The organism is Hyphomicrobium zavarzinii ATCC 27496, from assembly GCF_000383415.1.
GTDB classification, from domain to species: domain Bacteria; phylum Pseudomonadota; class Alphaproteobacteria; order Rhizobiales; family Hyphomicrobiaceae; genus Hyphomicrobium_C; species Hyphomicrobium_C zavarzinii.
Genome location: NZ_KB911257.1, coordinates 574,202 through 594,922 on the forward strand (window position 1 = coordinate 574,202; position 20,721 = coordinate 594,922).

Sequence of the window (20,721 nt, forward strand, 5' to 3'; positions counted from 1 at the left end):
TCTCAGAAGGTCGCTTCCAAGCTGACTTTCAGCGTGGTGTCCGGCGTCGTGCTGTTGAGGCCGAACAAGGCGCCGATGCCGAGCACGACCTCGGAGCCTTCGTCGTCGTCCCTCTTCTCCGTGGTGTCTCGCGTGGCGCAGAAGTCGGGGCCCAAAGACCAGTAGACGACCGGTCCGATGCGATGCTGGTCGAAGTCGCCGAACGAGGCCGCTTCCTCACTGGGCCCGCCGCTTCCGCCGATGCGATCCACGGTGCCATAGGCTTCCAGTGCAAGCTCGACGCTGTCGGACCAGTGGTATTTGAGCTGTGTGGCGTATCCGAAGTCGATCTTCTCGTCCTTCTCGCCGGCGTCGTTACGCTCGCCGCCGAGGAACTTGATGAGCGTGGGGTTCAGGCTCAGGTGCCACGGGCCGCTCGCATATTCGAGGATCGGACCGGCATTGATCGTGCGCGAGCTGCCGCTTTCAGCGGATTGCTCGTACTCGACGACGACGCCGAGACTGAAGCCGTCGCCGCGGCGCGGGATCATGATCCAGATGACCTCGGCGGCGTATTCGTCGAGCTTGAGGTTCTCGTAGCCTTCCGCGTGGCGAAGCGTCTCGGGGTCTTCGCGCCGCTCCTTCTCGTACTCGACGCCTATACGCGTTTTCAGGAACGGAGTAAGGCCGAATTCGAGCTCGAGTGCGTTGCGCTGGCGGGAGAGGGAGTTGTGGTCGGCTTCGAGCTCGCCGCTGGCGTCGCGTACCACCTTGCGCCGGGGGTTGCCGAAAGCGTACGCATTCTGGCTCTGAAACTCGATCTCGCCGGGCTCGGAGTTCAAGGTCTTGACCTCGAACTGCCCGACCGCAGGACCGGCGAAACTGGGCCAGCTCGCGAGCGACATGCCGCTCGCAATGAGGGCACACGTGGCTAATCTCTCTGGTCGCATCGCTCCCCTACGCATCCCTTAATGGGGAAATTGTCCCGAGTTATTCGGGATTATCAGGCAATAACAAGGGAATTCTGACAGCTCGCTGACACCTGTGCGTTGTGCGACGCGAAAGCTGAGCGCGCGGTATGGCTTGGACTGTCAGGCGAAGCGGGCGAACCGTTTATTTGAGCGCCTGAACGAAGGCTGCTGTCGCGGCGAGGGAGGCAGCGGCGCGCACGTGGTTCCACCACGTCCACTCTTTGAGATAGCGGGACCAGAGGTCCACCGCCTTGGCGGATGGAGGATCACAGCGGGCGAGGGCGTCGTTGAGCGGAACGTTGCGCGCGATTGTGAGGACGAAGGTTCCGGCCACGTAGAGAAGTCCGCCTGCGAGCCACCAGGGCGCGCGCGAGTCGCCGCTCTTCAGCACCGCCATAAGCACCAGAAATGCCGATGTCGCGGTTGTGCCGACGAACACGGCGATGAAGGCCGACTGCACGACGACGACGTTGATGGCCTGCATGGTTGCGATCGCTTCTGGCGCAGGCCGTTGCGCGAGCGCCCTCATCACGAAAGCGGAGAACGCGAAGAACACGCCCGCCACCAGCGCGCAGCCCAGGGCCGATAGCCACGTCAGGACAACGAGCAGGCTTTCCATGGGCGGCCTCCATCTCGCGCCGGTCTTTTCTGCCGGCTTCGATGCGATGATCCTACCCTATTTCGTTTTCTGCTTCGCCTCCCGCGCAATGAGCTTCCGCTTGCGCTCGACGCCCCAGCGGTAGCCGGAGAGGCTGCCGCCGGTGCGCACCACGCGATGGCAGGGAATGGCGACGGCGATGGTGTTGGCCGCACAGGCAGACGCGACGGCCCGGACGGCTTTCGGTTTGCCGATGCGCTGGGCGAGTTCGGCGTAGCTCACGGTCTCGCCTGAAGGGATCTGGCGAAGGGCTTGCCACACGCGATGCTGGAACGCGGTGCCGCGCACGTCGAGAGGCAGGTCGAGCCTCGAGCCGGGTTTCTCCACGAACCCCACCACCTTGGCGACGACGTCTTCGAAAGCCTTATCTGCGCCGACCAAGGTGGCGTTCGGAAACATGTCCTCCAGGCTGCGGACGAGGCCCGCGGGGTCGTCGCCCATCAGAATGGCGGTGACGCCCTTTGCACTCGCGGCAACAAGGATCGCGCCAAGCGAGCATTGACCGACCGCGAAGCGCATCTCGGCATTGGCGCCGCCAGCGCGGAAGCTCGAGGGCGTCATGCCGAGTAGATCACTGGAGTTGGCGTAGAACCGGCCAGACGAATTGAAACCGGATTTGTGGATGGCTTCGGTCACGGAGCTGCTCCCTTGCAGGCTGTCGCGGACGCGCTTCTGGCGATGGGCTGCGGCGTAGGCTTTGGGTGTGATGCCCACTGCGGCTTTGAAGACGCGGTGGAAGTGATAGGGGCTGAGACCGCTCGCCCGGGCCAGCTCGTCGAGCGAGGGCGTCTCGTCAGCCTCCTCAATGAGCCTGCAGGCGGCCGCGACCTTCGCGGCGTGGATCTCGTGTAGCGAGGCTTCCCTGGGCCTGCATCGCTTGCAGGGACGAAAGCCCGCCTCCTCCGCCTCCTCACACGTGGCATGGAAGCGGACGTTCTCGCGGTTCGCGCGACGGGCGGGGCAGGAGGGGCGGCAGTACACGCCGGTCGTCGCCACGGAGTAGTAGAACGTTCCGTCATAGGCCCTGTCGCGCGCGGTCACGGCTTGCCAGAAGCGAGCTTCGCTCTGGTCTGCTGCCGGTTCCGGGGAGCGTTTGCTGCGCGTGGTGACCATTTCCGGGGCGTCCTTGGTTCGCATTCCGGAAGATTAGGACGTCGCTCGCCTTTCGGCACTCCGATCCTTGCTGTGAAATCGAAAAAGTGGGGATCGCCTGGCGGGGCTTCCTCGGAGGCTTGCGCGCAACGCTAGAGGAGGGGCTTCAGCCGCTCGTGGAGATATTCTCCGATCACGCGTGAACCTGCGGGCGTCGTGTGGATCGGATCATAGAAATCCTGTCCGATATCGAATTGAATCTCGGACATGAGGTCGAGGCAGATGGCGCCGGCATTCCCGCAGGCCGTCAGGACGGTATCCGCGATGCGCCGCTCGATGTTGTAGATATCGACGCCGTTGACGGAGCCGAACTTCCTGAAGGCTTCCTCGTGAAAGTCCGGCTTGTAGTCGCTGATGCCCACGATCTCGCCGTTGGCCGACTTCCAGCGCGCGCTGCGCTGAGTGACGAAAATCGGCTTCGCGCCGAGCGCCCGCGTGAGGGAGGCAAGCTCCGTGATGCGCTCATCGAGCGCCTTCAGGCTCGCGGTGAATTCCGGCAGATTGTAGTCCCTGATATTTCCCTTGGTGGTGAACGGGCCGTCCGTCGCGATGTTCCGGCGGTCGAGGGAGTGATCGTATTTGTCGGGAACGAGAATGCGGCGCGAAATCAGATACAACTGATAGAGCGCGGATTTCTCGCGGATGAAGAGCTGGAGCTTGAGGCGCGAGTTGTCGGCGGCAATGGTGTCAAACGTGCCGTCGGGGTTGGTCTTCATGATGTCGTTGATGCCGACGTAGTAGAGGATGTAGCGCGTCTTCAATCCGTCGATGTTTTTCAGCCAAGACGAGAAATTGTGGATGTGGCCGAAGGTCGATTGGCCGTCGATGCCGGCGTTCGCGACGTGAATGTCTTTTCCGTCCTTCTTGAACTGGGATTTAAGTACGGCCTGGAAGGTTTCGCTGTCGTCGATCCATCGCTGGTCCGTTGTGCTGCCGCCGACGGTGATGAGGTCGATCTTGTCGACCGACGTGTCGAGGCCGCGGAAGCCGTTGTCGTCGCGCGTGTAGCGGATCTCAGGCGGCGTGTCGGAGAGCGGGTTCTTGTGAACGAGGTGGACGTTGCGCGGCTTCGTGAACTGGTGAAGCGCGTGCACCTCGGAGAACCACGTTCCGAAGACCAGCTCGACCACGACGAGGCCGAGCAACAGCACCAGCACGTTGACGGCTGCTACCTTGAGAACGTTCATGCTCCCCTCGATCGCTTTTGCATGGTCTGAGTTTTTGTCGTCGGGCTTTTCGCGGGGGCCGAAAGTAACCGGAATTATTCGGCCGCTTTTTCTTGCTTGGCCCCGAACTTCACTTTTGCCGACTAGAGCAACGGGGGCGGAGAGTTCGCAACGACTTTGCCATTTCCTGCTTAAAGCGATGGCCGCCTCTCGACGGAGGCGGATGCGGGGCCTCGCAGGCGTGCTCGCCAGGACCCCCGCGAAGGGGCGGAAAATGCTCTGGTTTCCGTGGGATATCCCCGCCCGCCGAGGCGCGGGCGCGCCTGCGAGATAGGGTGTTGACATATCTAAGACTATTTCGTCCGCTCTAACGGATCTTTAGATGCTCTGGGTGTAAGTTCGTTGCTCGTGCGGGGCTTTACGGCGGCAATCTTTTCGGAACTGGCAATCGGATGGCCATGACACGAAGAGAAGAACCTATTCCGGCCCTGTCGGCTGGCCTGTCGCATTTGATGCTGACCGGCGTCTTTCTGCTCGTGGCGCTTCCGGGGCATCCGTCCCTGCGCGAGCTATCCCCCGTTCCTCCCCCCGTTGCCGCTCCCGCTCCCTCTTCTCCTGCGGTCGTCTCGCCGGGAGCGCCTCAGCCTGCTTCGTCCGCCGCAGAGCCGTCTCCCGCGGTCGAGACTGCGGACGTCAAGGACGAGTGGCCGCAGGAGGAGGTGGTTCGCGGCCGCGAGCAGTGCATGCATCTCCTCTCCGGAATGGCCGCAGAGTTCGAGATGATGGAGTCCATCAAGAAAGGCGAGTGCGGCTTGCCGGCTCCCGTGCTCCTCAAGAGCATCGGCTCGGACCCGAAAGTCGTGTTCGATCCGCCGGTGCAGGTGAACTGCCGCATGGTGGCGGCGCTCGGCAAGTGGGCGAAGACAACGTTGCAGCCGAATGCGCGGGCGCGTTTCAGTTCGTCCGTGACCCGCGTGGTCGGCGCGTCGGGGTACTCGTGCCGCAACATCTACAATCTTCCCAATGCGCGGCTGAGCCAGCACGCGCTCGCCAATGCGATCGACATCGGCGGGTTCGGGCTTGCGAACGGACGCTACATTTCGGTGCTCAAAGGATGGGGCCCCACGGTTCGCGATATCCAGGCGGCGGCCAAGCGCGCCAAGGCGAAGGCTGAAGCCGAGGCAAAGAGGAAGGACAAAGCCAAGGTCGGCGACAAGGAGCAGGCGTCATCCAAGAGTACGGTAGCCGAGGCGAAGGATACGGCGGCTACGGAGGCGGTTCCCGGGCGCCGTGAAAAGCTCGCGAAGCAGGTGACCCAGGCCTCTTTGACGCCGATACCTCAGAAGCCTCTCTTGGCGCAGAAGAAGTCCGCTGTTGCGGCGGAGCCCGCGGAGAAGCCGGCAGAGGCTCAGAAGCCGACCAAGGAGGCGCAATTCCTGCGCTCGATCCATGGTGGCGCGTGCGGTGAGTTCGGCACGGTGATGGGCCCGGAGGCCAACGATCCCCACCGCAACCACTTCCACCTCGATCTCATTTCCCGGCGCGGGCGCGGCTACTGCGAGTAAGCGGGCAGGGGCGCCTGCAATTGGGCTTGCCGCCATTGAACGCTATGCCTAGTGAAGCGTTATCAGAATGCCGATGTCCGATGGAGAGATTGCATGTCCCGGCCGCTTTTGGTGACCATTCCCCACAGCCTCGGAAAGGAGGAAGCCACCAACCGGCTCAAGAACGGCTTGACCAAGGCGACGTCGACGCTGCCGATGCTGAAGCTCGACGAGGAGGTCTGGACGGGCGACACCATGACCTTTCGCATGAGCGCCATGGGGCAGCAGGCATTCGGGTCGGTCGACGTCGCGGAGAAGGACGTCCGGATCGAGATCACGCTGCCCTGGCTGCTGCAGCGTTTCGCCGAAGCGATCCAGGACGCCATCAAGTCCAAGGGACAGGTGCTGCTCGAGCACAAAAAGTAGCCTGCGCGCGCCGCGCGCCTCATCCAAGACCGTCGTGAACAAAGACTAAGCCCAGGCGATTGGGAGAGCGCCTGGGCTTAGCAGCTTTACCGCTGCTTCATCGGGGACGGGTTCTTAAGCAGCGGTATTCGCAGGAGGGGGCGAGGCAACCCCCTCCTACTCACGCTGAAGCGTCACTCCGCCGGAACGGGTGTTTTGTGCTTCGAGGCAATCGTGCTGCTCGCGACGCTCTCCTTGCCGGCGTAAGCACCGCGATAGTTCGCGGCCGGATGGCTCGGCTCGACGTAGGCGTCGGGCGTTCCAACCAGCTTCTGACGGAACGTGCCATCCTTGTACGACGTCTGGACGCGGCCACGCTTGCGCAGCTCGGGAACGACGTAGTCGATGAAGTCCGTCGTCGTGCCGGGGGTCACAGCGTAGGCGAGGTTGAAGCCGTCGATGCCGCCTTCGTCCACCCAACGCTCCAACTCGTCGGCAACCTTCTTCGGTCCGCCAACGAATACCGGGCCGAGGCCGCCGATGCAGCGGTTTCTGATGACCTCGCGAACGGTCCACGGCTTGCCGCCGTCGCCGCCCGTGAGCGATTCGAGCGTCGTGCGGAGGCTGTCGTTCTCGATTGCGCGCAGCGGCTCGTCGAGCTCGAGCTGCGAGAAGTCGAGGCCGGTCCAGCCGCCGTACAGCGCAAGCATGCCCTCGGGGCTCGCGTAAGAGAGGTATTCCTCGTACTTGCGCTGAGCCGCTTCGTCCGTTGCGCCGGTGATGACGGTGTAGAGCATGAAGATCTTGACGGAGTCGCGCGGGCGGCCCTCCTTCTCCGCGAGATCGCGGATGTCCTTCGTCATAGCCCGAGCCTGCTCGACGCTGGTGGCGAGGATGAACATGCCTTCCGCGTGACGCGCGGCGAAGCGGCGTCCGCGGCCGGATGCGCCGGCCTGGAAGATGACAGGGGTGCGCTGCGGCGACGGCTCGCAAAGGTGGAAGCCCGGAACCTTGTAGTATTTTCCTTCGTGGCGGATCGGGTGAACCTTCGATCCGTCAGTGAAGACGCCCGTCTCCTTGTTGCGGTGAACGGCACCGGTCTCCCACGAGCCCTCCCAGAGCTTGTACATGACCTCCATGTACTCTTCGGCCATGTCGTAGCGCTCGTCGTGAGCGATCTGCTTGTCCATGCCGATGTTGAGAGCGGCGCTGTTCAGGTAGGAAGACACGACGTTCCAGGCCACGCGGCCCTTGGTGAGGTGATCCAGCGTCGAGAGACGGCGGGCCAGCAGGTAGGGATGCTCGAACGTCACGGCTGCGGTGACGCCGAAGCCGACGTGATCGGTCACGGCTGCCATGGCGGAGATGGCGCCGAAGGGGTCGTTTACGGGAACCTGGGCGGCGTCCTTCAGAGCTGCCTCAGCCGATCCGCGGTAGACGTCGTAGACGCCGACGACGTCGGCGATGAAGAGCGTGTCGAAGCAGCCGCGCTCGAGCTCCTTCGCGAGGTTCGTCCAGTAGTCGATGGTGTTGTAGTCCCACGCCTGGCTCGACGGGTGACGCCACGTGCCAGCCGCCTGGTGGCTCACACACGTCATATCGAAACAGTTCAAAATAATCCGCTTCTTCATTGCGTTTCCTCGGTGCGTAGTGGTTTCGCTTTGCCGTGAAGGCGCTCGCGAATGTCGCGCCTTCTTGTTTTTGCTTGTCCGCAGCCTCTGAGCCGACCGCCCAATCCACGGGGCCGTACGGTCCATTGCCCGAGGCTGCGCCGGCTCTCCATCCAACGCAGTCTGTGCGCGCCACCGAGAGACGTGAGGTCTCTCATGCCCGTCCATCGTGCGGTCCGATCTTGATGTACCGACCGGTCCATTTAGCCGCGTTAGCGGAGAAGCGCAAGGGGCGATGTGCGGTTTCGCGAGCGCCTGCGGGGCGCTCGATGCGTCAGGGGCGGGAAATTGACGAATGGGTTTGAAACGGAATTCGGCAAATGAATCGAGCTAGGAGAAAGGGTGCGAATTCGCTCTTCGAAAGCTTCCTTATTGTCTCTTTGTTTCGGTCTCCTTCCGCTTCGCAGTCTCAAGGCTCGGGGTCGCCTGCTTGATGCGCGGCGGCCACACTTGGACGTCAAACGCGGCCAATGTCCTCTCCCGGAGAGGCGAATTTTGAGGGTGTTTTGCGCGTCTATGCACAAGGGCAGCGGGGCCGCGTCCTGCGTCGACGTTGTTAAAATAATATATAAATATCAATTGTATGTCGCGCGATTTATGAGCCGCCCCGGGGTGGGGCCAGGCGATGCGGAAATCGTGGCGGGCATCCTGACCGGCCCTCCTCGCAATCGCGGATGGACCGATCGGTATAATTGATTATGATCCTGATCGAATCGTGGAGATTCGTTTGGGGGAGGTTATGACGAAAACTAAGACACTAACGGCTGTTGCAGCCGGACTGGGCTGCCTGCTTGGCGTTTCTTCTGCTCGTGCGGCGGATTTGGGCCAGAATTGCTGTGCGGACTTGGAAGAGCGCATTGCAGAGCTGGAAGCGACAACGGCAAAAAAGGGAAACCGTAAGGTTTCTCTGAAAATCTCGGGTTGGGTGACGGAGCAGATCGTTCATTGGGACGATGGCGTCGAGTCCAACACCTACGTCACTGGTCTCGGCACAGCCTACGCCAGCAACGTCAATTTCACCGGCAGCGCCCAAGTCACGAAAGACTTCTCGGTGGGTTACGTGCTGCACGTCGAGCTCATCACGAGCGACGTCTACACGACTAATCAGAACGTCAGCAGCGGTGGCGCGGCCCTTTCGGGTGGTGGTCCCAACTCGCTGCAGGTGCTCTATTCGTATTGGTTTGCGAAGAGCGAGCAGCTTGGCCGCTTGAGCGTCGGCATGCAGTCGCCCGCGGATGACAGCGCTGTCGTCGCACTCGACAGCTCGGGCACTCTGCAGGCGGGCTATTGGGTGGCGTATGACGTGTTCGGTTTCTTCGTGCGCGGCAACTTCGCCGCGGGCGACTCGCTGATCTGGGGTAACGCGTCATCGTGCCGTGGTTACGGCGGTGGACCCGGCGATTGCAACGGCGTTCCGCTCAACGTGGTGCGCTACGATTCGCCGACCATCGGCGGGTTCTCGGCGAGCGCGTCGTGGGGTGCGGATGACAACTGGGCGGTTGCGCTCCGTTACATCAACTCCAACTTCCACGAATTCACCTTCAAGGCCCTCGCGACCTACTCGGAAACGACGGACGCTGCGAAGGGCGCGCCTCCGGGCGGCAATCTCGAGTACACGCAGGCGAGCATCTACTTGCAGCACAACCCGTCGGGCTGGTTCGCGCACGGTGCCTGGGGTCATCTCGATCAGGACGTCAATCCGCTCAACAATCCGGCCACGGATACCTGGTATATCAAGAGCGGCATTCGTCTTCATCCGACCTCGATCGGCGCCACCATTCCCTATGGCGAGTATCTGCACGCTAACGACAGTGCCTTCATCGTGAACGATGGCGGCACGCCCGGCGATGCCACGGACGACGTGGGCCGCGTCGCGCGCGGCTCGGAGGCGACATTCTGGGGCCTCGGCGTCGTTCAGGAAATCGATGCAGCCGCCATGTCCGTTTGGCTCCGTTATCGCGAACACGAAGTCGACGTCCCCGGTGTCCAAACCGAAAACATGTCGACCGTGGTTTTCGGTGGCTTCATCAACTTCTAGTCGCACCTAGCTCCCACTGCGGCAGCCCTGTCGTGCATTCGCACGGCGGGGCTTTTTTTTGAGCACGTATGTGAAGGTGCCCGTTGCTTGGGCGCTTGTGTGGGGAGCGCATCGAATGATGGTGAATCTGCGTCGAACTGTCCTGTTCCCTCTTGCTTCATCGTCGAAATGGCATCATTATGGACCGATCGATACAAACAATGTCTCCGCCTCGAATGTGAGAGACCGAAGAAGTTCTGGGAGAAAATGCCGATGCTCTCCATGGTGAGGATTAACGGGAGTCCGAGAGCGCAGTCGCGCACGGGCGTTCTCGTCGATGCGGTGGGAGACGCGATCGCGCGTGCGCTGCCGGTGGAGGACAACAAGGTCTCTTTATCTCTCGCGGGCAAGGACATCATGAGCGGGCTCACCCGCTCGGATATTTCCAACGAAGGAGCGAAGGCGCTCGAGCTTGCAGAGCGCGCCGACCTTCTGATCGTTGGAACACCCATCTTTCGTGCAAGCTACACGGGTCTGCTCAAGCATTTCTTCGATCTCGTCGATATCGAAGCGATGAAGGGTTGCAAGGTCGTGCTCTGCGCAACGGGCGGAAGCGCGATGCACGCGCTGGTGCTCGAGCATCAGCTTCGCCCGCTGATGAGTTTCTTCTCCATGCTTACGGTGCCGACCACGCTTTATGGCGTGGGTGACGATGTGCGGGACGGCGCAATCGCGAACGAGCTGCTTCGCGCGCGAATCGACCGTGTCGTCCATGAAGTCGTTGGACTGTTTGGTAGTGCGGACCGCCGCCAACTCTCTCAGGCAAGTTGAGCGTTAGGACATAGCGCACTGTGGTGCGGCTGCGCCCGTCGTTCGACGATACCGGTGCGGCCTGTTGAAATTCGCTTAGGGAAACGCAATGCGTAAGACTGATGTCACGCCAATGAAATTCGCGCATTGGGTGCCGAACGTGAGCGGCGGGCTCGTGGTGAGCAAGCTGCCTCAGCGGACGGATTGGAGCCTCGACTATAACGTTCGCCTGGTCAAAATCGCGGAAGAGGTCGGCTTCGACTACGCGTTGACGCAGATCCGTTTCATGGGGAGCTATGGCGCCGAGTATCAGCACGATTCGGTGATGTTCTCGGCCGCGTTGCTGGCCAGCACGGAACGCCTCAACATCATCACCGCCGTTCTGCCCGGAATTTTTCATCCCGGCGTGATGGCCAAGCACGGTGCCACTGCCGATCAGATCTTCAACGGACGCTGGTCGCTTCATGTTGCCAGCGGGTGGTATCGCAAGGAATTCGACGCGCTCGGCGTGCCGTGGATTCCCCATGACGAGCGTTACGAGCGCTCTCAGGAGTTCGTGGAGATCCTGCGCGGCGTCTGGTCGAAGGACGGGTTCTCCTACAAGGGGAAGCACTGGACGATCAGTGATTACACGATCAAGCCGAAGCCTCTCATGCTTCCCGGCCGCCCCATGCCCGAGATCTTCCAAGGCGGCAATTCGCTCGCCGCGCAACGGATGGCTGCGGCCGTATCCGACTGGTATTTTATGAACGGCAACACGGTGCAGGCTCACCGCGCGCAGATCCAGAACGTGACGCGGATGGCGCTCGCGGCCGGGCGCCGCGTGAAGTTCGGCGTCAACGCATTCATCATCGCGCGGGAGACGGAAGCCGAGGCGCGCAGCGAGCTCGACAGGGTCATCGCGGCGGCGGACAACGTCGCGATCGCAAGCTTCAAGGACGACGTGAAGGAGGCCGGGCTCGCGAGCCCCGAACGCAAGGGCATGTGGGCGGATTCGACCGAGCGCGACCTCGTTCAATACAATGACGGCTTCCGGACCAACCTCGTCGGCACGCCGGAGCAGATTGCCCGGAAAATACACAAGCTTCGCAAGAATGGCGTCGATATGATCCTATGCGGTTTCTTGCATTTTCATGAGGAGACGCGCTTCTTCGGGGAGCGTATTATTCCTCTGGTCCGGGAGCTCGAGCTTGCGGATCCGCCCGGTCCACTCGATATCGCATTGTGACCGGGGGCGAGGACGGGAAGCGCGTTATGCAGAAGACGTCCGTAAAACTGAACTCGGAAGGCATCGGTTCTGCTGAGAAGGGTACACCCCTTATGAACTTCATGATCACGCATCCAAACGCTCGCGGCGACGAGATCAGCTCAGCCCAGGAGATCATCGAAGAAGCACGTGCCGGCCGCTGCTTCATACTCGTGGACGACGAGAACCGAGAAAACGAAGGCGACATCGTCATCCCGGCCCAGTTTGCGACGTCGGAAGTCGTGAACTTCATGGCCAAGCATGCGCGCGGCCTCATCTGTCTGGCGCTGACGCCTCAGCGGGTCGCGGAGCTCAAGCTTTCCGCGATGGTTCAGTCTCCCGGTCCCGGTCTGCAGACAGCGTTCACGCTTTCGATCGAGGCCCGTAACGGGGTCACCACGGGAATTTCTGCGGCCGATCGCGCGCGCACCATCGCGGTCGCGATCAACCCCGAGTGTCAGGCGCGCGATATCGTGAGCCCGGGTCACATCTTTCCATTGATTGCGCGTGAGGGCGGTACGCTGGTCCGCGCCGGTCACACCGAAGCAGCGGTTGACGTGGCGCGGATCGCGGGCCTCAACCCCGCGGGTGTCATCTGCGAGGTGATGAACGACGACGGGACGATGGCGCGTTTGCCCGATCTCAAGAAGTTCGCGCGCCAGCATCAGATCAAGCTCGGCACCATCGCGGATCTGATCGCCTATCGCCTGCGCACGGAGCGGCTCATCCAGCATGTGGCCGCTTCGGGCATCCATCATCCCGCGTTCGGAGAATGGCAACTCCACGTCTACCGCGACACCGTCGAGCACGGAGAGCACGTGCTGCTGGTGAAGGGCGATCTCAAGAAGCCCGGACCTACGATGGTGTGTCTGCATCGCCACGATCTCGTGGGCGATGCCATCCTGGGGCGGGATGGCGAAGGCTTGAGCAGCGCGATGCATCGCATTCTCAAGCGTGGCCGGGGGGCGATCGTCATCATCAATGATGGGCGCCCGACGGCACTCTCTCAGCGAATACTCAACGGTAGCCCGCACTCGCGGCCGGGGCCGGAACTGCGTGAGTACGGCGTGGGTGCGCAGATCCTGCGAGATGTCGGCATTCGCGACCTGATCCTGCTGTCCAACCGGGAGCAGACGCTGGTGAGCATCGAGGGCTACGGACTGAACGTCGTGGGACAAGAGCAGATGTGACGATGGGAGCGTCACCTTCCAACGGAGAAACTCTTTATGATTACGAACTTCGTGCGCAACCTCGTCAGCGGTGGCGAGGGCGGGGTTGACGCCGACTCCTTTCGCTCGGTCATGCGCCAACTCGCGGGCTCCGTGACCGTGATCACGACTGAGGGGGAAGGGAAGCTTCACGGGTTCACCGCAACCGCCGTCTGCAGCGTGTGCGCGACCCCTCCCACCATCCTGATCGTCGTCAACAAGTCGACGCGGACGCATCCGCACATCGATCGCAAAGGCTACTTTGGCGTGAACGTTCTGGCCGACAGCCAGAAACATATCGCCGAGCACTTTGCAGGGAAGGGCGAGGATCAGTTCGCGACCGTCGATCACAGCGTGACGAACAGCGGCGTTCCGCTGATCAACGGCGCTTCTGCGCAGATCGAGTGCAAGATCGTCGAAAAGATGAGTGTGGGGACGCATACCATCTTCGTGGGGCGTGTGCTCGGGACGGGAACCGAGGAGACGCCGCCGCTGGTCTATCACGATGCACGCTACGGTCAGGTGGCCCACATCTAGCCCGTGTGCCACGCAACCATCGAAACGGAGTTCGGCCGGCTTACTGCCGGCGCTGAGAGTGTGGCGATGTCAGAACGAAATCAAACGAGACCTGGACACGACGCTCGTGCGGAGGGCATGGCTTGCGCGAACGCGCTGGCCATGCCCGACATGGTACGAGCGCGCCTGCAGCGTGGCGATGTGACCGGCGCGACGCTTCTGCTTGGGCAGCCTTGGGGTATCACCGCAACGGTGGTGCACGGGGACAAGCGAGGACGGGCGCTCGGATTTGCGACGGCAAATCTCGTGCTTAGCCCCGATACTCCTCTCGCGCATGGCGTCTATGCCGTCCGGGCCACGGTGCGGGGAGCGTGTCACGAAGGGGTTGCCTGCTTCGGCACACGGCCGCAGTTCGACGACGGCGCGCCGCGCCTCGAGGTTCATCTGTTCGATTTCGATCACGACATCTACGGGGCGTCGATGAACGTGGCCTTTGTCGCGTTTCAGCGGCCCGAGATGAAATTCGTCAGCGTGGACGCGCTCAAAGAGCAGATGGCAACCGACTGCAGGATGGCTCGCGAGCTTCTTCGCGAGGGCATCGAGGTTGCTGCGTGCTGAGCGCGCCGTTGCCTTCCCGGGCATCGCCAAGCCTTTAGATTCCTCTCCGGCGTCGTGATCCGGGGCTGCTTTCGATCTCAAGATCGATTGAACCCCGGGTTGTTTTGCGATAAGTATGTACCGAGCGGTACATGAAGAATAGCCAGGAGGGAGCGCGGTGACGCGAGATCGTTTGCAACATGAGCAGGCTGCCGCGGCCGAGCCGTGCCCATGTCAGGAGGGTATGCGTCCGAGTGTGGATCTTGGCCGCCGAAAACTTCTTTTTGCGGGAGCTGCCGCCACGGCGGCAACCGGCCTGATCGGCAGCCGCGCCGCGGCCGATACGAAGGCGCCGCCCGGTGCGGCGCTCTACGATGTTCCCGAGGATTCGACGAAGGTGCCGGGACGCGGCGTGCATGAGGATCATGGCTACGGCACGCGCTCGCAGTTCGAGAAGGAAGTGCGCGTCAAGGCCGACAATCCGAGCGACATCACGTCCTGGACGTTCACGCCGCTCGCATCGACGATCGGCAATCTCACGCCCTCGGGCCTTCACTTCGAGCGCCATCACGGCGGCATTCCGGTCATCGATCCGGATCGGCACGATCTATTCCTGCACGGGCTCGTCGATGTGGCGAAGAAGTTCTCGGTCGCGGAGCTGAAGCGTCTTCCGTCAGTCACGCGCAAATATTTCATCGAATGCTCCGGCAACACGCTGAGCGAGTGGTCGAAACCGAAGGGCAAGAACGTTCAATTCACGCACGGATTGCTCAGCACCTCGGAGTGGACGGGTGTTCCGTTCGCGACGCTCGCGCGCGCCGTTGGCCTCAAGGACAACGCGGCGTGGGTTCTGGCCGAGGGTGCCGATGCCGCCGTCATGACGCGCAGCATCCCGATCGGGAAGATGCTGTCGGATGCGCTCATTGTCTACGGGCAGAACGGAGAGGCATTGCGGCCGGAGCAGGGATATCCGCTCCGCCTCGTTCTTCCCGGCTTCGAGGGCAATACGCATATCAAGTGGCTCAGGCGGTTACAGGTCAGCGACCGTCCGTTCATGACGCGCGAAGAGACTTCCGCGTACACCGACCTCATGAAGGACGGCCGCGCGAAACTCTATACGCTCGCGATGGATGCGAAGTCGGTGATCACCTTCCCGTCCGGGGAGATGATGCTTCCGAAGCCCGGCCAGTACATGATCCAGGGCTTTGCCTGGACGGGACGGGGCCGCGTTCATGCCGTCGACATCTCGCTCGACAAGGGTGCGACGTGGCTGCCCGCCCGCATCGATAATGTTCCCGAGCCGATGTGCACCGTGCGTTTCAGCTTCCCCTGGCATTGGGACGGGAAGCCGGTGGTTCTGCAAAGCCGCTGTACCGATGAAACCGGCTACGTGCAGCCGACCCGCGCAGAGCTCATCCCGCTCAGGGGAGAGAATGCGATCTACCATTACAACGCCATCCAAAGCTGGGCGATCGGCGCCGACGGGAGCGTTTCGAATGTACACATCTAGGCTCGCCGCGGCCGTCGTTGCCGCTTGTACCCTCGCTTCTCCCGCGCTGGCGCAGGAGCGCAGCCACGAGATCGGTACGCCTGTTTCCGCGGAAGACCTGAAGCCGTTCTTCTCCATTCAGCCGGGAGGGATCGGGCTGCCGGCCGGCTCGGGTACGGTCGCTCATGGGCGCGAGGTCTACAATCAGCGGTGCTTCTACTGTCATGGCGAGAAGCTCGAAGGCAATCGCGATATGGCGGGGCCTCCGCTGGCCGGGGGGCGGGGAACGCTCGCAAGCGAGAAGCCTCTCAAGACTGTCGAAAGCTATTGGCCACAGGCCAGCACGCTGTTCGACTACATCTGGCGCGCCATGCCGTTCGATCAGCCGGGATCGCTGACGGCCGACGAAGTCTATTCCCTCGTCGCCTATATCCTCGCGGAAGGGAAAATCGTGGGCCAGGACGTGCGCATGGATGCGGAGACGCTCTCCAAGGTCGTCATGCCGAACGCCAACGGCTTCTACGACGGATCGGGTCCTGATCTCAGGATCTATCGCGCCGGTGCCGACAAGTAGCGCATCCGTCCCAGCCCATGTCCACGCGGCTCATTCAGGGACCTGCCGTCACCACGCTTCCGATCGATCATCGGGGACGGCAGGTTCTGCTCGATGCCTATGCCTATCAGGGCAATAACGAGCATGAGCAAATACTGGCGCTCATCCATCGCAGCCCAGAGGCGGACCCGGACGTGGTGCCGATCGTCAGACTCCACTCCGGTTGCGTGACGGGAGATGTGTTCCATTCCCTCCGGTGCGATTGCTATCAGCAGCTTCAACTCGCCCTGGATGCGATCTGTACCGCCCCGCTTGGGGCGATCGTGTACCTCCCCTATCAGGAAGGGCGCGGCATCGGTCTTTACAAGAAGCTCCTGGCGTATGGCCGTCAGGATCGCGGGGCGGATACGATCGAGGCGAATGTCGAGATCGGCGTGCCCGTCGATGCCCGCGATTACGAGTTCGCTGCGTGGGTTTTAAGAGACATCGGATTTCGGACCGTGACGCTGCTTTCCGGAAATCCGCTCAAGAAATCCGCGCTCGTCAAAAACGGAATACAGGTAAATAAGTGTGCGCCTCTCAAAAGCGCATCAAACCGGTACAACGAGCGCTACATTCGCACCAAACGGAAAAGAATGTCTCACGATATCTGAAAATGAAGTCGCTACGGTTTGAAGGGCTTCTTCGGCCGCCCTTCGGCGATTGCCAAGGTCATGTCGGCAAACGTGTCCGCGATCTCGATCGCCGATTGACGCCCGCCGGGCTTCAGCCATAGGAAGCTGTAGAAGTACATGCCGAGCACGCCCTTGATGGCGATGCTCGGGAGATGGCGAAACCGCCCTTTTTTCTCGCCTTCCCGCAGAGTCGCGGCCCAGACGTCCTGGTAGGACTGGTGGAGGTCCGAGACTATTCTGTGGCGCTGTCCTGTCAGGCAGTCCGCCTCGCGGAAACAGACCGTCATTTCGGGAAGATTTGCGAAAATCGTGGTCATCAGCTGCCGGCTCAGAATGTAAATCCGCTTCGCGGGATCCGGCTCCGTTTCGATGGCTTCGCGGCCCTTGATGACCAAATCCTCGATGTATCGCACTACGATACTGAAGAGCAGGTCTTCCTTGCTGCTGATATGATAGTAAAGCGCGCCGCGCCCCAATTTGACGGCATCGCCAATTTCCGCGACGCCGACCGCGCGATAGCCCCGGGTGGCAAACAATTCAGCGGCGATCCGCTTGATGCGCTCGAATTGCTGGGCGCCTGAATTTTTACGACCTTTGTCTCCCCCGACTCCCTCGGTATCGTCCGCCTCTGTGTGTGGACTAGTCGGTACATTCATGATAGTTGGTTCTTTAGCGGCTTGGCCGCGCTTTTTGGGAGTTTTCAGGTCTGAGCGAGACACAGGATGTTCCTTAAGCAGGTGGCCGAGCGCGGTTCGTTCAAACTTCGTAATTGACCATGGACCGTTCGGCAACGTCCGGGAAGCTAGAAACCCCCCGTGAAGATGCAGAGGCGGTACACGACGCCCACGCCAATCACGTTCGGAGCATACCTGAATTTCGGCTGAGTCCGCATGCGTGGTCCAGGCCGGTACAAACTTAAGAACAACAAGCACACAAATCTGGGAGGTTGCTGCTTGACGACGACGATCTCATCCGTCTGGGAGCACACAATCAAGGGCAAGCCCGCAGTGGGAGCCGTTGCCCGCCGTTCAAGGCGAACGGAGCGTGCCGACATTTCCCGCTTCTCCGAGATGACCGGTGACTACAATCCTCTTCACTACGATGAAGCGGCGGCCGCTAAATCCGTGTTCGGAAAGATTATTGTGCAAGGTGGCGTTACCTCGGGACTGCTCAACGCCATCGTCGCGGAAGACCTGCCAGGCCCCGGAACGGTGTTTCTCAGCGTAAACTGGCGTTTTTCGCGCGCAGTCGGCGTTGGCGAAGAGATTACGGCGGAGGTCGAGGTCACGGCCGCTCGCGACGACAAGCCCATCTGCGAGCTTGCGACCCGGATCTTCGACGAACAGGGAAACGTGTGCCTCTCGGGCACGGCAACGGTCTATGTCGCGGCGCTGAAGGACATCGCAGCCGCCTCCGCAGCCGATAACAACGGGGCTCGTAAGTGCTGACCTCCACCGACACACGGCCCCCGGTACAAGCCGGCAGTCCCTGGCGCGTTCTTGCGATCCTGAGCCTCGCGATCGTGCTCTCGATGACGACGTGGTTTTCGGCAACGGCCATCGTGGGCGAGCTCAAGGCGGTCTGGTCGCTCACCGACGACTCGGCGACCTGGCTCACGAATGCGGTACAGATCGGATTCGTCGCGGGGGCGCTCGGGGCGAGCTTTGTCAATTTGCCGGATCTCGTCGCCGCGCGGACGCTGATGGCGACGTCGGCCGCGATCGCGGCAGGGGCGAACCTCTTGCTTCTTGCGGCACCTAGTGCGGAAGCGGCCATCGCACTGCGTTTTCTGACCGGTGTGGCGCTGGCCGGGATCTATCCACCCGCGCTCAAGCTGATTTCGACGTGGTTCATCAGGGGACGCGGATTGGCGCTCGGCATCGTCATCGGCGCGCTGACGCTGGGATCGGCATTTCCGCACCTTCTTCGCGCCACGACGACGGGACTGCACTGGCAGGTCGTGGTCGTTGGCACGTCGGTGATGACGCTGGTCGGGGCTGCTCTCATGGCGCTCTTCGCCCGTGAAGGCCCGTCCGCGTATCCCAAGGCCACGTTCAACCCGCGTCAGCTCGGAGATGTGCTCCGAAACAAGCCTGTGATGCTCGCAAACATCGGGTACTTCGGGCACATGTGGGAGCTCTATGCGATGTGGGGGTGGTTCCTCGCCTTCATTCACGCGGCTCTCGAACCGCATGGGCTCGGCGCATCGGCGGCGTCGATGACGACGTTTCTCGTGATTGCTTCAGGGTTCATCGGGTGTGTCGTCGGCGGGGTCATGGCCGATCGCATCGGACGCACCGCCACGACCTCCATCATGATGGCTACGTCCGGCACGTGTGCCTTGCTCATCGGCTTCGCGTTCGCCGGGCCGTTGTGGATACTGCTCGCGATCTCGATCGTGTGGGGCATCAGCGTGATCGGCGATTCCGCGCAGTTTTCCGCGATCGTCACGGAGGTCGGCGATTCCTCTTTCGTCGGAACCAGCCTTGCTCTCCAACTCGGGCTGGGGTTTGCGCTAACCGTCATTGCCATTCGGGCCCTGCCGAGCTTCGCCGACTATCTCGGTGGATGGCAGTGGGCCTTCGTCTTGCTCGTTCCCGGCCCGATCATCGGCACCATCGCGATGCTCGCGCTCCGCCGTTTGCCTCAGGCGGAGAAGATCGCGCAGGGGCGCCGCTAGCCGGCCTGCCAGGTTACGGTTTCAAAAAAAAATGGCGCATGCGGGCTCTCTGCATGCGCCATTTTTCTTGATCATTGCGCGTCCTTCGCTCAATATGTACCGGTCGATACACAAGTGGTCGATGCGGGCTGGGACCTGCGCACCTGCCGATGGTGACCCGGGAAGACGAAGTACGTGCGTCTTCGCCATCGGCAATCAGCTCAAATCTTCGCGAGAGGTGGATGTCGGCGCATCTGCACCGTCGAGGACACGCGTCTGCATGCGCTCCGAAGATGGGCGCGGCGAATAAAATCATATTGGGAAGGAAACGTAATGTCCGCGGAAGTTGCGCCGTATCGGCCCAAAGAGGCCTTAAGCGGCTTCGTATGGATCTATGCCGCCTCGATCATCTCGTGCTTCTTGGTGAACCTCTGGGTCACCAACTATCCGATCGGGCCTTGGCAAGGCGAGGAGATCGCCAAGTCGTTCTGGCTCGATAACGTAACGTGGCAGATCTTCGCCGCATGGTGGGTCTGTTTTTTTGTCGTCTCCTCGTTCTGGCCCTTCAACTTCATCGAGAGTCCCGTTACGCGCGGCATCGTGGTGGTCGCGGTCTCGTGGTTTTTGGGCTGGTGGAGCGCCAAGCTCATTCACCTCATTGGACCGGGTGGCGACGGCATCTTTCCGCTGGTTGGCACCACGTGGTTCCTGATGGCGTTCTTCTGCTTTGCGGGCGCAAACTTCCTCGTCGCCTCGCTACCTCCAGCGCGCCAGTTCTTCATTCACCTCATCCTGTTCACGGGGCTCACCTATCTCATCACGCATTCGGCCGTGAAATGGGTTCCGGCGTGGTGGTTCCCGTTCCTGCTCGTCGGTCTTGGAACCGGAACCGTGAGCTATCTCGCGCGCGGCTTGCCGCAGCCGGGCAAGGCGGTTGTCATCATGTCGATGCTGTTCTCGACCGCTGCGCTGGTGTTCATGATCTCGGCCGCCGCCGGCTACTGGGATTTCACCAAGTCGCCGATCTCGGCCTTCTGGTCGATGGGTCATTTCACCGATGACAGCTTCTGGCTGCTCTGCTTCATGACGGCGACGTCGATCAACTATGCGTTGCCGATTATCACGCACAACTGGCCCTTCTCGAAGATAGCGATGCCGTGGGGCGGCCTGCTGGCGTGCGTGTTCTATCTCGTGCTCGACGTGATCGTCGCAAGCCTTCTGGTGCGGCTTGTCGGCCCTGTGTTTTCGAGCATGGAAGAGCTGTTGACCTACGCCTACATGGGCGTGAACTGGTCGCTCGTGTTTCCCCTGGTGTTCGGGACGGGTCTCACAACTCCGTATTTGTGGACCGGTCAAAAGACGCCGGGAACTTGGGATGATGTCGCGTGAGTTGTTCCTCCTCTTACG

The 20,721-nt window shown here is 61.7% G+C and carries 20 protein-coding genes; 14 read left to right on the plus strand and 6 right to left on the minus strand.

Features of this window, described 5'->3' with window-relative positions:
- Positions 1–2 precede the first annotated feature (2 nt).
- The 4 genes from F812_RS0110605 to F812_RS0110620 form a co-directional block, all read right to left on the minus strand.
- A complete protein-coding gene (locus F812_RS0110605) occupies positions 3–884 on the minus strand; it encodes a hypothetical protein (RefSeq protein WP_020085954.1) in 882 nt (293 codons plus the stop codon).
- A 208-nt stretch (positions 885–1,092) separates the two neighbouring features.
- Positions 1,093–1,569 carry an anthrone oxygenase family protein gene (locus F812_RS0110610; protein ID WP_020085955.1) on the minus strand — a complete coding sequence of 159 codons (477 nt, stop codon included), beginning with the start codon at positions 1,567–1,569 and terminating at the stop codon, positions 1,093–1,095.
- Between the two features lie 57 nt (positions 1,570–1,626).
- The gene (gene ada / locus F812_RS0110615) at positions 1,627–2,721 is read right to left on the minus strand and encodes a bifunctional DNA-binding transcriptional regulator/O6-methylguanine-DNA methyltransferase Ada (RefSeq protein WP_040498204.1); all 1,095 of its coding nucleotides are present in this window, start codon (positions 2,719–2,721) and stop codon (positions 1,627–1,629) included.
- Positions 2,722–2,852: 131 nt separating this feature from the next.
- Positions 2,853–3,947 carry an SGNH/GDSL hydrolase family protein gene (locus F812_RS0110620; protein ID WP_020085957.1) on the minus strand — a complete coding sequence of 365 codons (1,095 nt, stop codon included), beginning with the start codon at positions 3,945–3,947 and terminating at the stop codon, positions 2,853–2,855.
- A 437-nt stretch (positions 3,948–4,384) separates the two neighbouring features.
- Here F812_RS0110620 and F812_RS27005 point away from each other — a divergent pair, with 437 nt between their 5' ends.
- A complete protein-coding gene (locus F812_RS27005; protein ID WP_245257664.1) occupies positions 4,385–5,491 on the plus strand; it encodes an extensin-like domain-containing protein in 1,107 nt (368 codons plus the stop codon).
- Positions 5,492–5,584: 93 nt separating this feature from the next.
- Positions 5,585–5,896, plus strand: coding sequence for a polyhydroxyalkanoic acid system family protein (locus F812_RS0110630; protein ID WP_020085959.1), 312 nt, complete (start codon positions 5,585–5,587; stop codon positions 5,894–5,896).
- Positions 5,897–6,069: 173 nt separating this feature from the next.
- Here F812_RS0110630 and F812_RS0110635 read toward each other — a convergent pair whose 3' ends face one another.
- Entirely contained in the window at positions 6,070–7,506 is a 1,437-nt protein-coding gene (locus F812_RS0110635) for an LLM class flavin-dependent oxidoreductase (RefSeq protein WP_020085960.1), read from the minus strand.
- Positions 7,507–8,284: 778 nt separating this feature from the next.
- Here F812_RS0110635 and F812_RS0110640 point away from each other — a divergent pair.
- From F812_RS0110640 to F812_RS0110680, 9 genes are all read left to right on the plus strand, one after another.
- Positions 8,285–9,583 carry a porin family protein gene (locus F812_RS0110640; protein WP_026868032.1) on the plus strand — a complete coding sequence of 433 codons (1,299 nt, stop codon included), beginning with the start codon at positions 8,285–8,287 and terminating at the stop codon, positions 9,581–9,583.
- A 261-nt stretch (positions 9,584–9,844) separates the two neighbouring features.
- A complete protein-coding gene (locus F812_RS23460; protein ID WP_156827359.1) occupies positions 9,845–10,393 on the plus strand; it encodes an NAD(P)H-dependent oxidoreductase in 549 nt (182 codons plus the stop codon).
- An 88-nt stretch (positions 10,394–10,481) separates the two neighbouring features.
- Entirely contained in the window at positions 10,482–11,600 is a 1,119-nt protein-coding gene (gene sfnG, locus F812_RS23465; protein WP_040498103.1) for a dimethylsulfone monooxygenase SfnG, read from the plus strand.
- A gap of 26 nt (positions 11,601–11,626) precedes the next feature.
- Positions 11,627–12,808 carry a 3,4-dihydroxy-2-butanone-4-phosphate synthase gene (gene ribB / locus F812_RS0110655; RefSeq protein ID WP_245257665.1) on the plus strand — a complete coding sequence of 394 codons (1,182 nt, stop codon included), beginning with the start codon at positions 11,627–11,629 and terminating at the stop codon, positions 12,806–12,808.
- Between the two features lie 36 nt (positions 12,809–12,844).
- Entirely contained in the window at positions 12,845–13,363 is a 519-nt protein-coding gene (locus tag F812_RS23470) for a flavin reductase family protein (RefSeq protein ID WP_020085965.1), read from the plus strand.
- A 117-nt stretch (positions 13,364–13,480) separates the two neighbouring features.
- A complete protein-coding gene (locus F812_RS23475; RefSeq protein WP_020085966.1) occupies positions 13,481–13,960 on the plus strand; it encodes a riboflavin kinase in 480 nt (159 codons plus the stop codon).
- Positions 13,961–14,183: 223 nt separating this feature from the next.
- Positions 14,184–15,449: a sulfite dehydrogenase gene (gene soxC, locus F812_RS0110670; protein ID WP_020085967.1), complete on the plus strand. Its 1,266-nt coding sequence runs from the start codon at positions 14,184–14,186 to the stop codon at positions 15,447–15,449.
- Positions 15,436–16,002, plus strand: a complete 567-nt coding sequence (locus F812_RS0110675; RefSeq protein ID WP_020085968.1) for a c-type cytochrome — start codon at positions 15,436–15,438, stop codon at positions 16,000–16,002. The genes soxC and F812_RS0110675 overlap by 14 nt, the downstream gene beginning before the upstream one ends.
- A 17-nt stretch (positions 16,003–16,019) precedes the next feature.
- Positions 16,020–16,634 carry a GTP cyclohydrolase II gene (locus tag F812_RS0110680; RefSeq protein ID WP_020085969.1) on the plus strand — a complete coding sequence of 205 codons (615 nt, stop codon included), beginning with the start codon at positions 16,020–16,022 and terminating at the stop codon, positions 16,632–16,634.
- An 11-nt stretch (positions 16,635–16,645) separates the two neighbouring features.
- On the opposite strand, the gene F812_RS0110685 is transcribed toward F812_RS0110680, so the two are convergent.
- Positions 16,646–17,311 (minus strand): TetR/AcrR family transcriptional regulator, encoded by a 666-nt coding sequence (locus F812_RS0110685; RefSeq protein WP_083929157.1) that lies wholly within the window; start codon positions 17,309–17,311, stop codon positions 16,646–16,648.
- A gap of 297 nt (positions 17,312–17,608) precedes the next feature.
- Here F812_RS0110685 and F812_RS0110690 point away from each other — a divergent pair, with 297 nt between their 5' ends.
- The 3 genes from F812_RS0110690 to F812_RS0110700 all read left to right on the plus strand — a co-directional run bounded on the left by F812_RS0110690 (position 17,609) and on the right by F812_RS0110700 (position 20,703).
- On the plus strand, positions 17,609–18,103 hold the full coding sequence (locus F812_RS0110690) for a MaoC family dehydratase (RefSeq protein ID WP_020085971.1): 495 nt from the start codon (positions 17,609–17,611) through the stop codon (positions 18,101–18,103).
- Complete coding sequence (locus F812_RS0110695) at positions 18,097–19,335, plus strand: MFS transporter (RefSeq protein ID WP_020085972.1); 1,239 nt, start codon at positions 18,097–18,099, stop codon at positions 19,333–19,335. Before F812_RS0110690 ends, F812_RS0110695 begins: the two co-directional genes overlap by 7 nt.
- A 312-nt stretch (positions 19,336–19,647) precedes the next feature.
- Positions 19,648–20,703, plus strand: coding sequence for a hypothetical protein (locus F812_RS0110700; protein WP_020085973.1), 1,056 nt, complete (start codon positions 19,648–19,650; stop codon positions 20,701–20,703).
- The last annotated feature ends 18 nt before the right edge of the window (positions 20,704–20,721 follow it).

Excerpts from the sequence above, each read along its gene's own strand:
- F812_RS0110605 (WP_020085954.1), bottom strand. The coding sequence starts at position 884 with ATGTCGCTCGCGAGCTGGCCCAGTTTCGCCGGTCCTGCGGTCGGGCAG.
- F812_RS0110610 (WP_020085955.1), bottom strand. The coding sequence starts at position 1,569 with ATGGAAAGCCTGCTCGTTGTCCTGACGTGGCTATCGGCCCTGGGCTGC.
- ada (WP_040498204.1), bottom strand. The coding sequence starts at position 2,721 with ATGGTCACCACGCGCAGCAAACGCTCCCCGGAACCGGCAGCAGACCAG.
- F812_RS0110620 (WP_020085957.1), bottom strand. The coding sequence starts at position 3,947 with ATGAACGTTCTCAAGGTAGCAGCCGTCAACGTGCTGGTGCTGTTGCTC.
- F812_RS27005 (WP_245257664.1), top strand. The coding sequence starts at position 4,385 with ATGACACGAAGAGAAGAACCTATTCCGGCCCTGTCGGCTGGCCTGTCG.
- F812_RS0110630 (WP_020085959.1), top strand. The coding sequence starts at position 5,585 with ATGTCCCGGCCGCTTTTGGTGACCATTCCCCACAGCCTCGGAAAGGAG.
- F812_RS0110635 (WP_020085960.1), bottom strand. The coding sequence starts at position 7,506 with ATGAAGAAGCGGATTATTTTGAACTGTTTCGATATGACGTGTGTGAGC.
- F812_RS0110640 (WP_026868032.1), top strand. The coding sequence starts at position 8,285 with ATGACGAAAACTAAGACACTAACGGCTGTTGCAGCCGGACTGGGCTGC.
- F812_RS23460 (WP_156827359.1), top strand. The coding sequence starts at position 9,845 with ATGGTGAGGATTAACGGGAGTCCGAGAGCGCAGTCGCGCACGGGCGTT.
- sfnG (WP_040498103.1), top strand. The coding sequence starts at position 10,482 with ATGCGTAAGACTGATGTCACGCCAATGAAATTCGCGCATTGGGTGCCG.
- ribB (WP_245257665.1), top strand. The coding sequence starts at position 11,627 with ATGCAGAAGACGTCCGTAAAACTGAACTCGGAAGGCATCGGTTCTGCT.
- F812_RS23470 (WP_020085965.1), top strand. The coding sequence starts at position 12,845 with ATGATTACGAACTTCGTGCGCAACCTCGTCAGCGGTGGCGAGGGCGGG.
- F812_RS23475 (WP_020085966.1), top strand. The coding sequence starts at position 13,481 with ATGGCTTGCGCGAACGCGCTGGCCATGCCCGACATGGTACGAGCGCGC.
- soxC (WP_020085967.1), top strand. The coding sequence starts at position 14,184 with ATGCGTCCGAGTGTGGATCTTGGCCGCCGAAAACTTCTTTTTGCGGGA.
- F812_RS0110675 (WP_020085968.1), top strand. The coding sequence starts at position 15,436 with ATGTACACATCTAGGCTCGCCGCGGCCGTCGTTGCCGCTTGTACCCTC.
- F812_RS0110680 (WP_020085969.1), top strand. The coding sequence starts at position 16,020 with ATGTCCACGCGGCTCATTCAGGGACCTGCCGTCACCACGCTTCCGATC.
- F812_RS0110685 (WP_083929157.1), bottom strand. The coding sequence starts at position 17,311 with ATGAATGTACCGACTAGTCCACACACAGAGGCGGACGATACCGAGGGA.
- F812_RS0110700 (WP_020085973.1), top strand. The coding sequence starts at position 19,648 with ATGTCCGCGGAAGTTGCGCCGTATCGGCCCAAAGAGGCCTTAAGCGGC.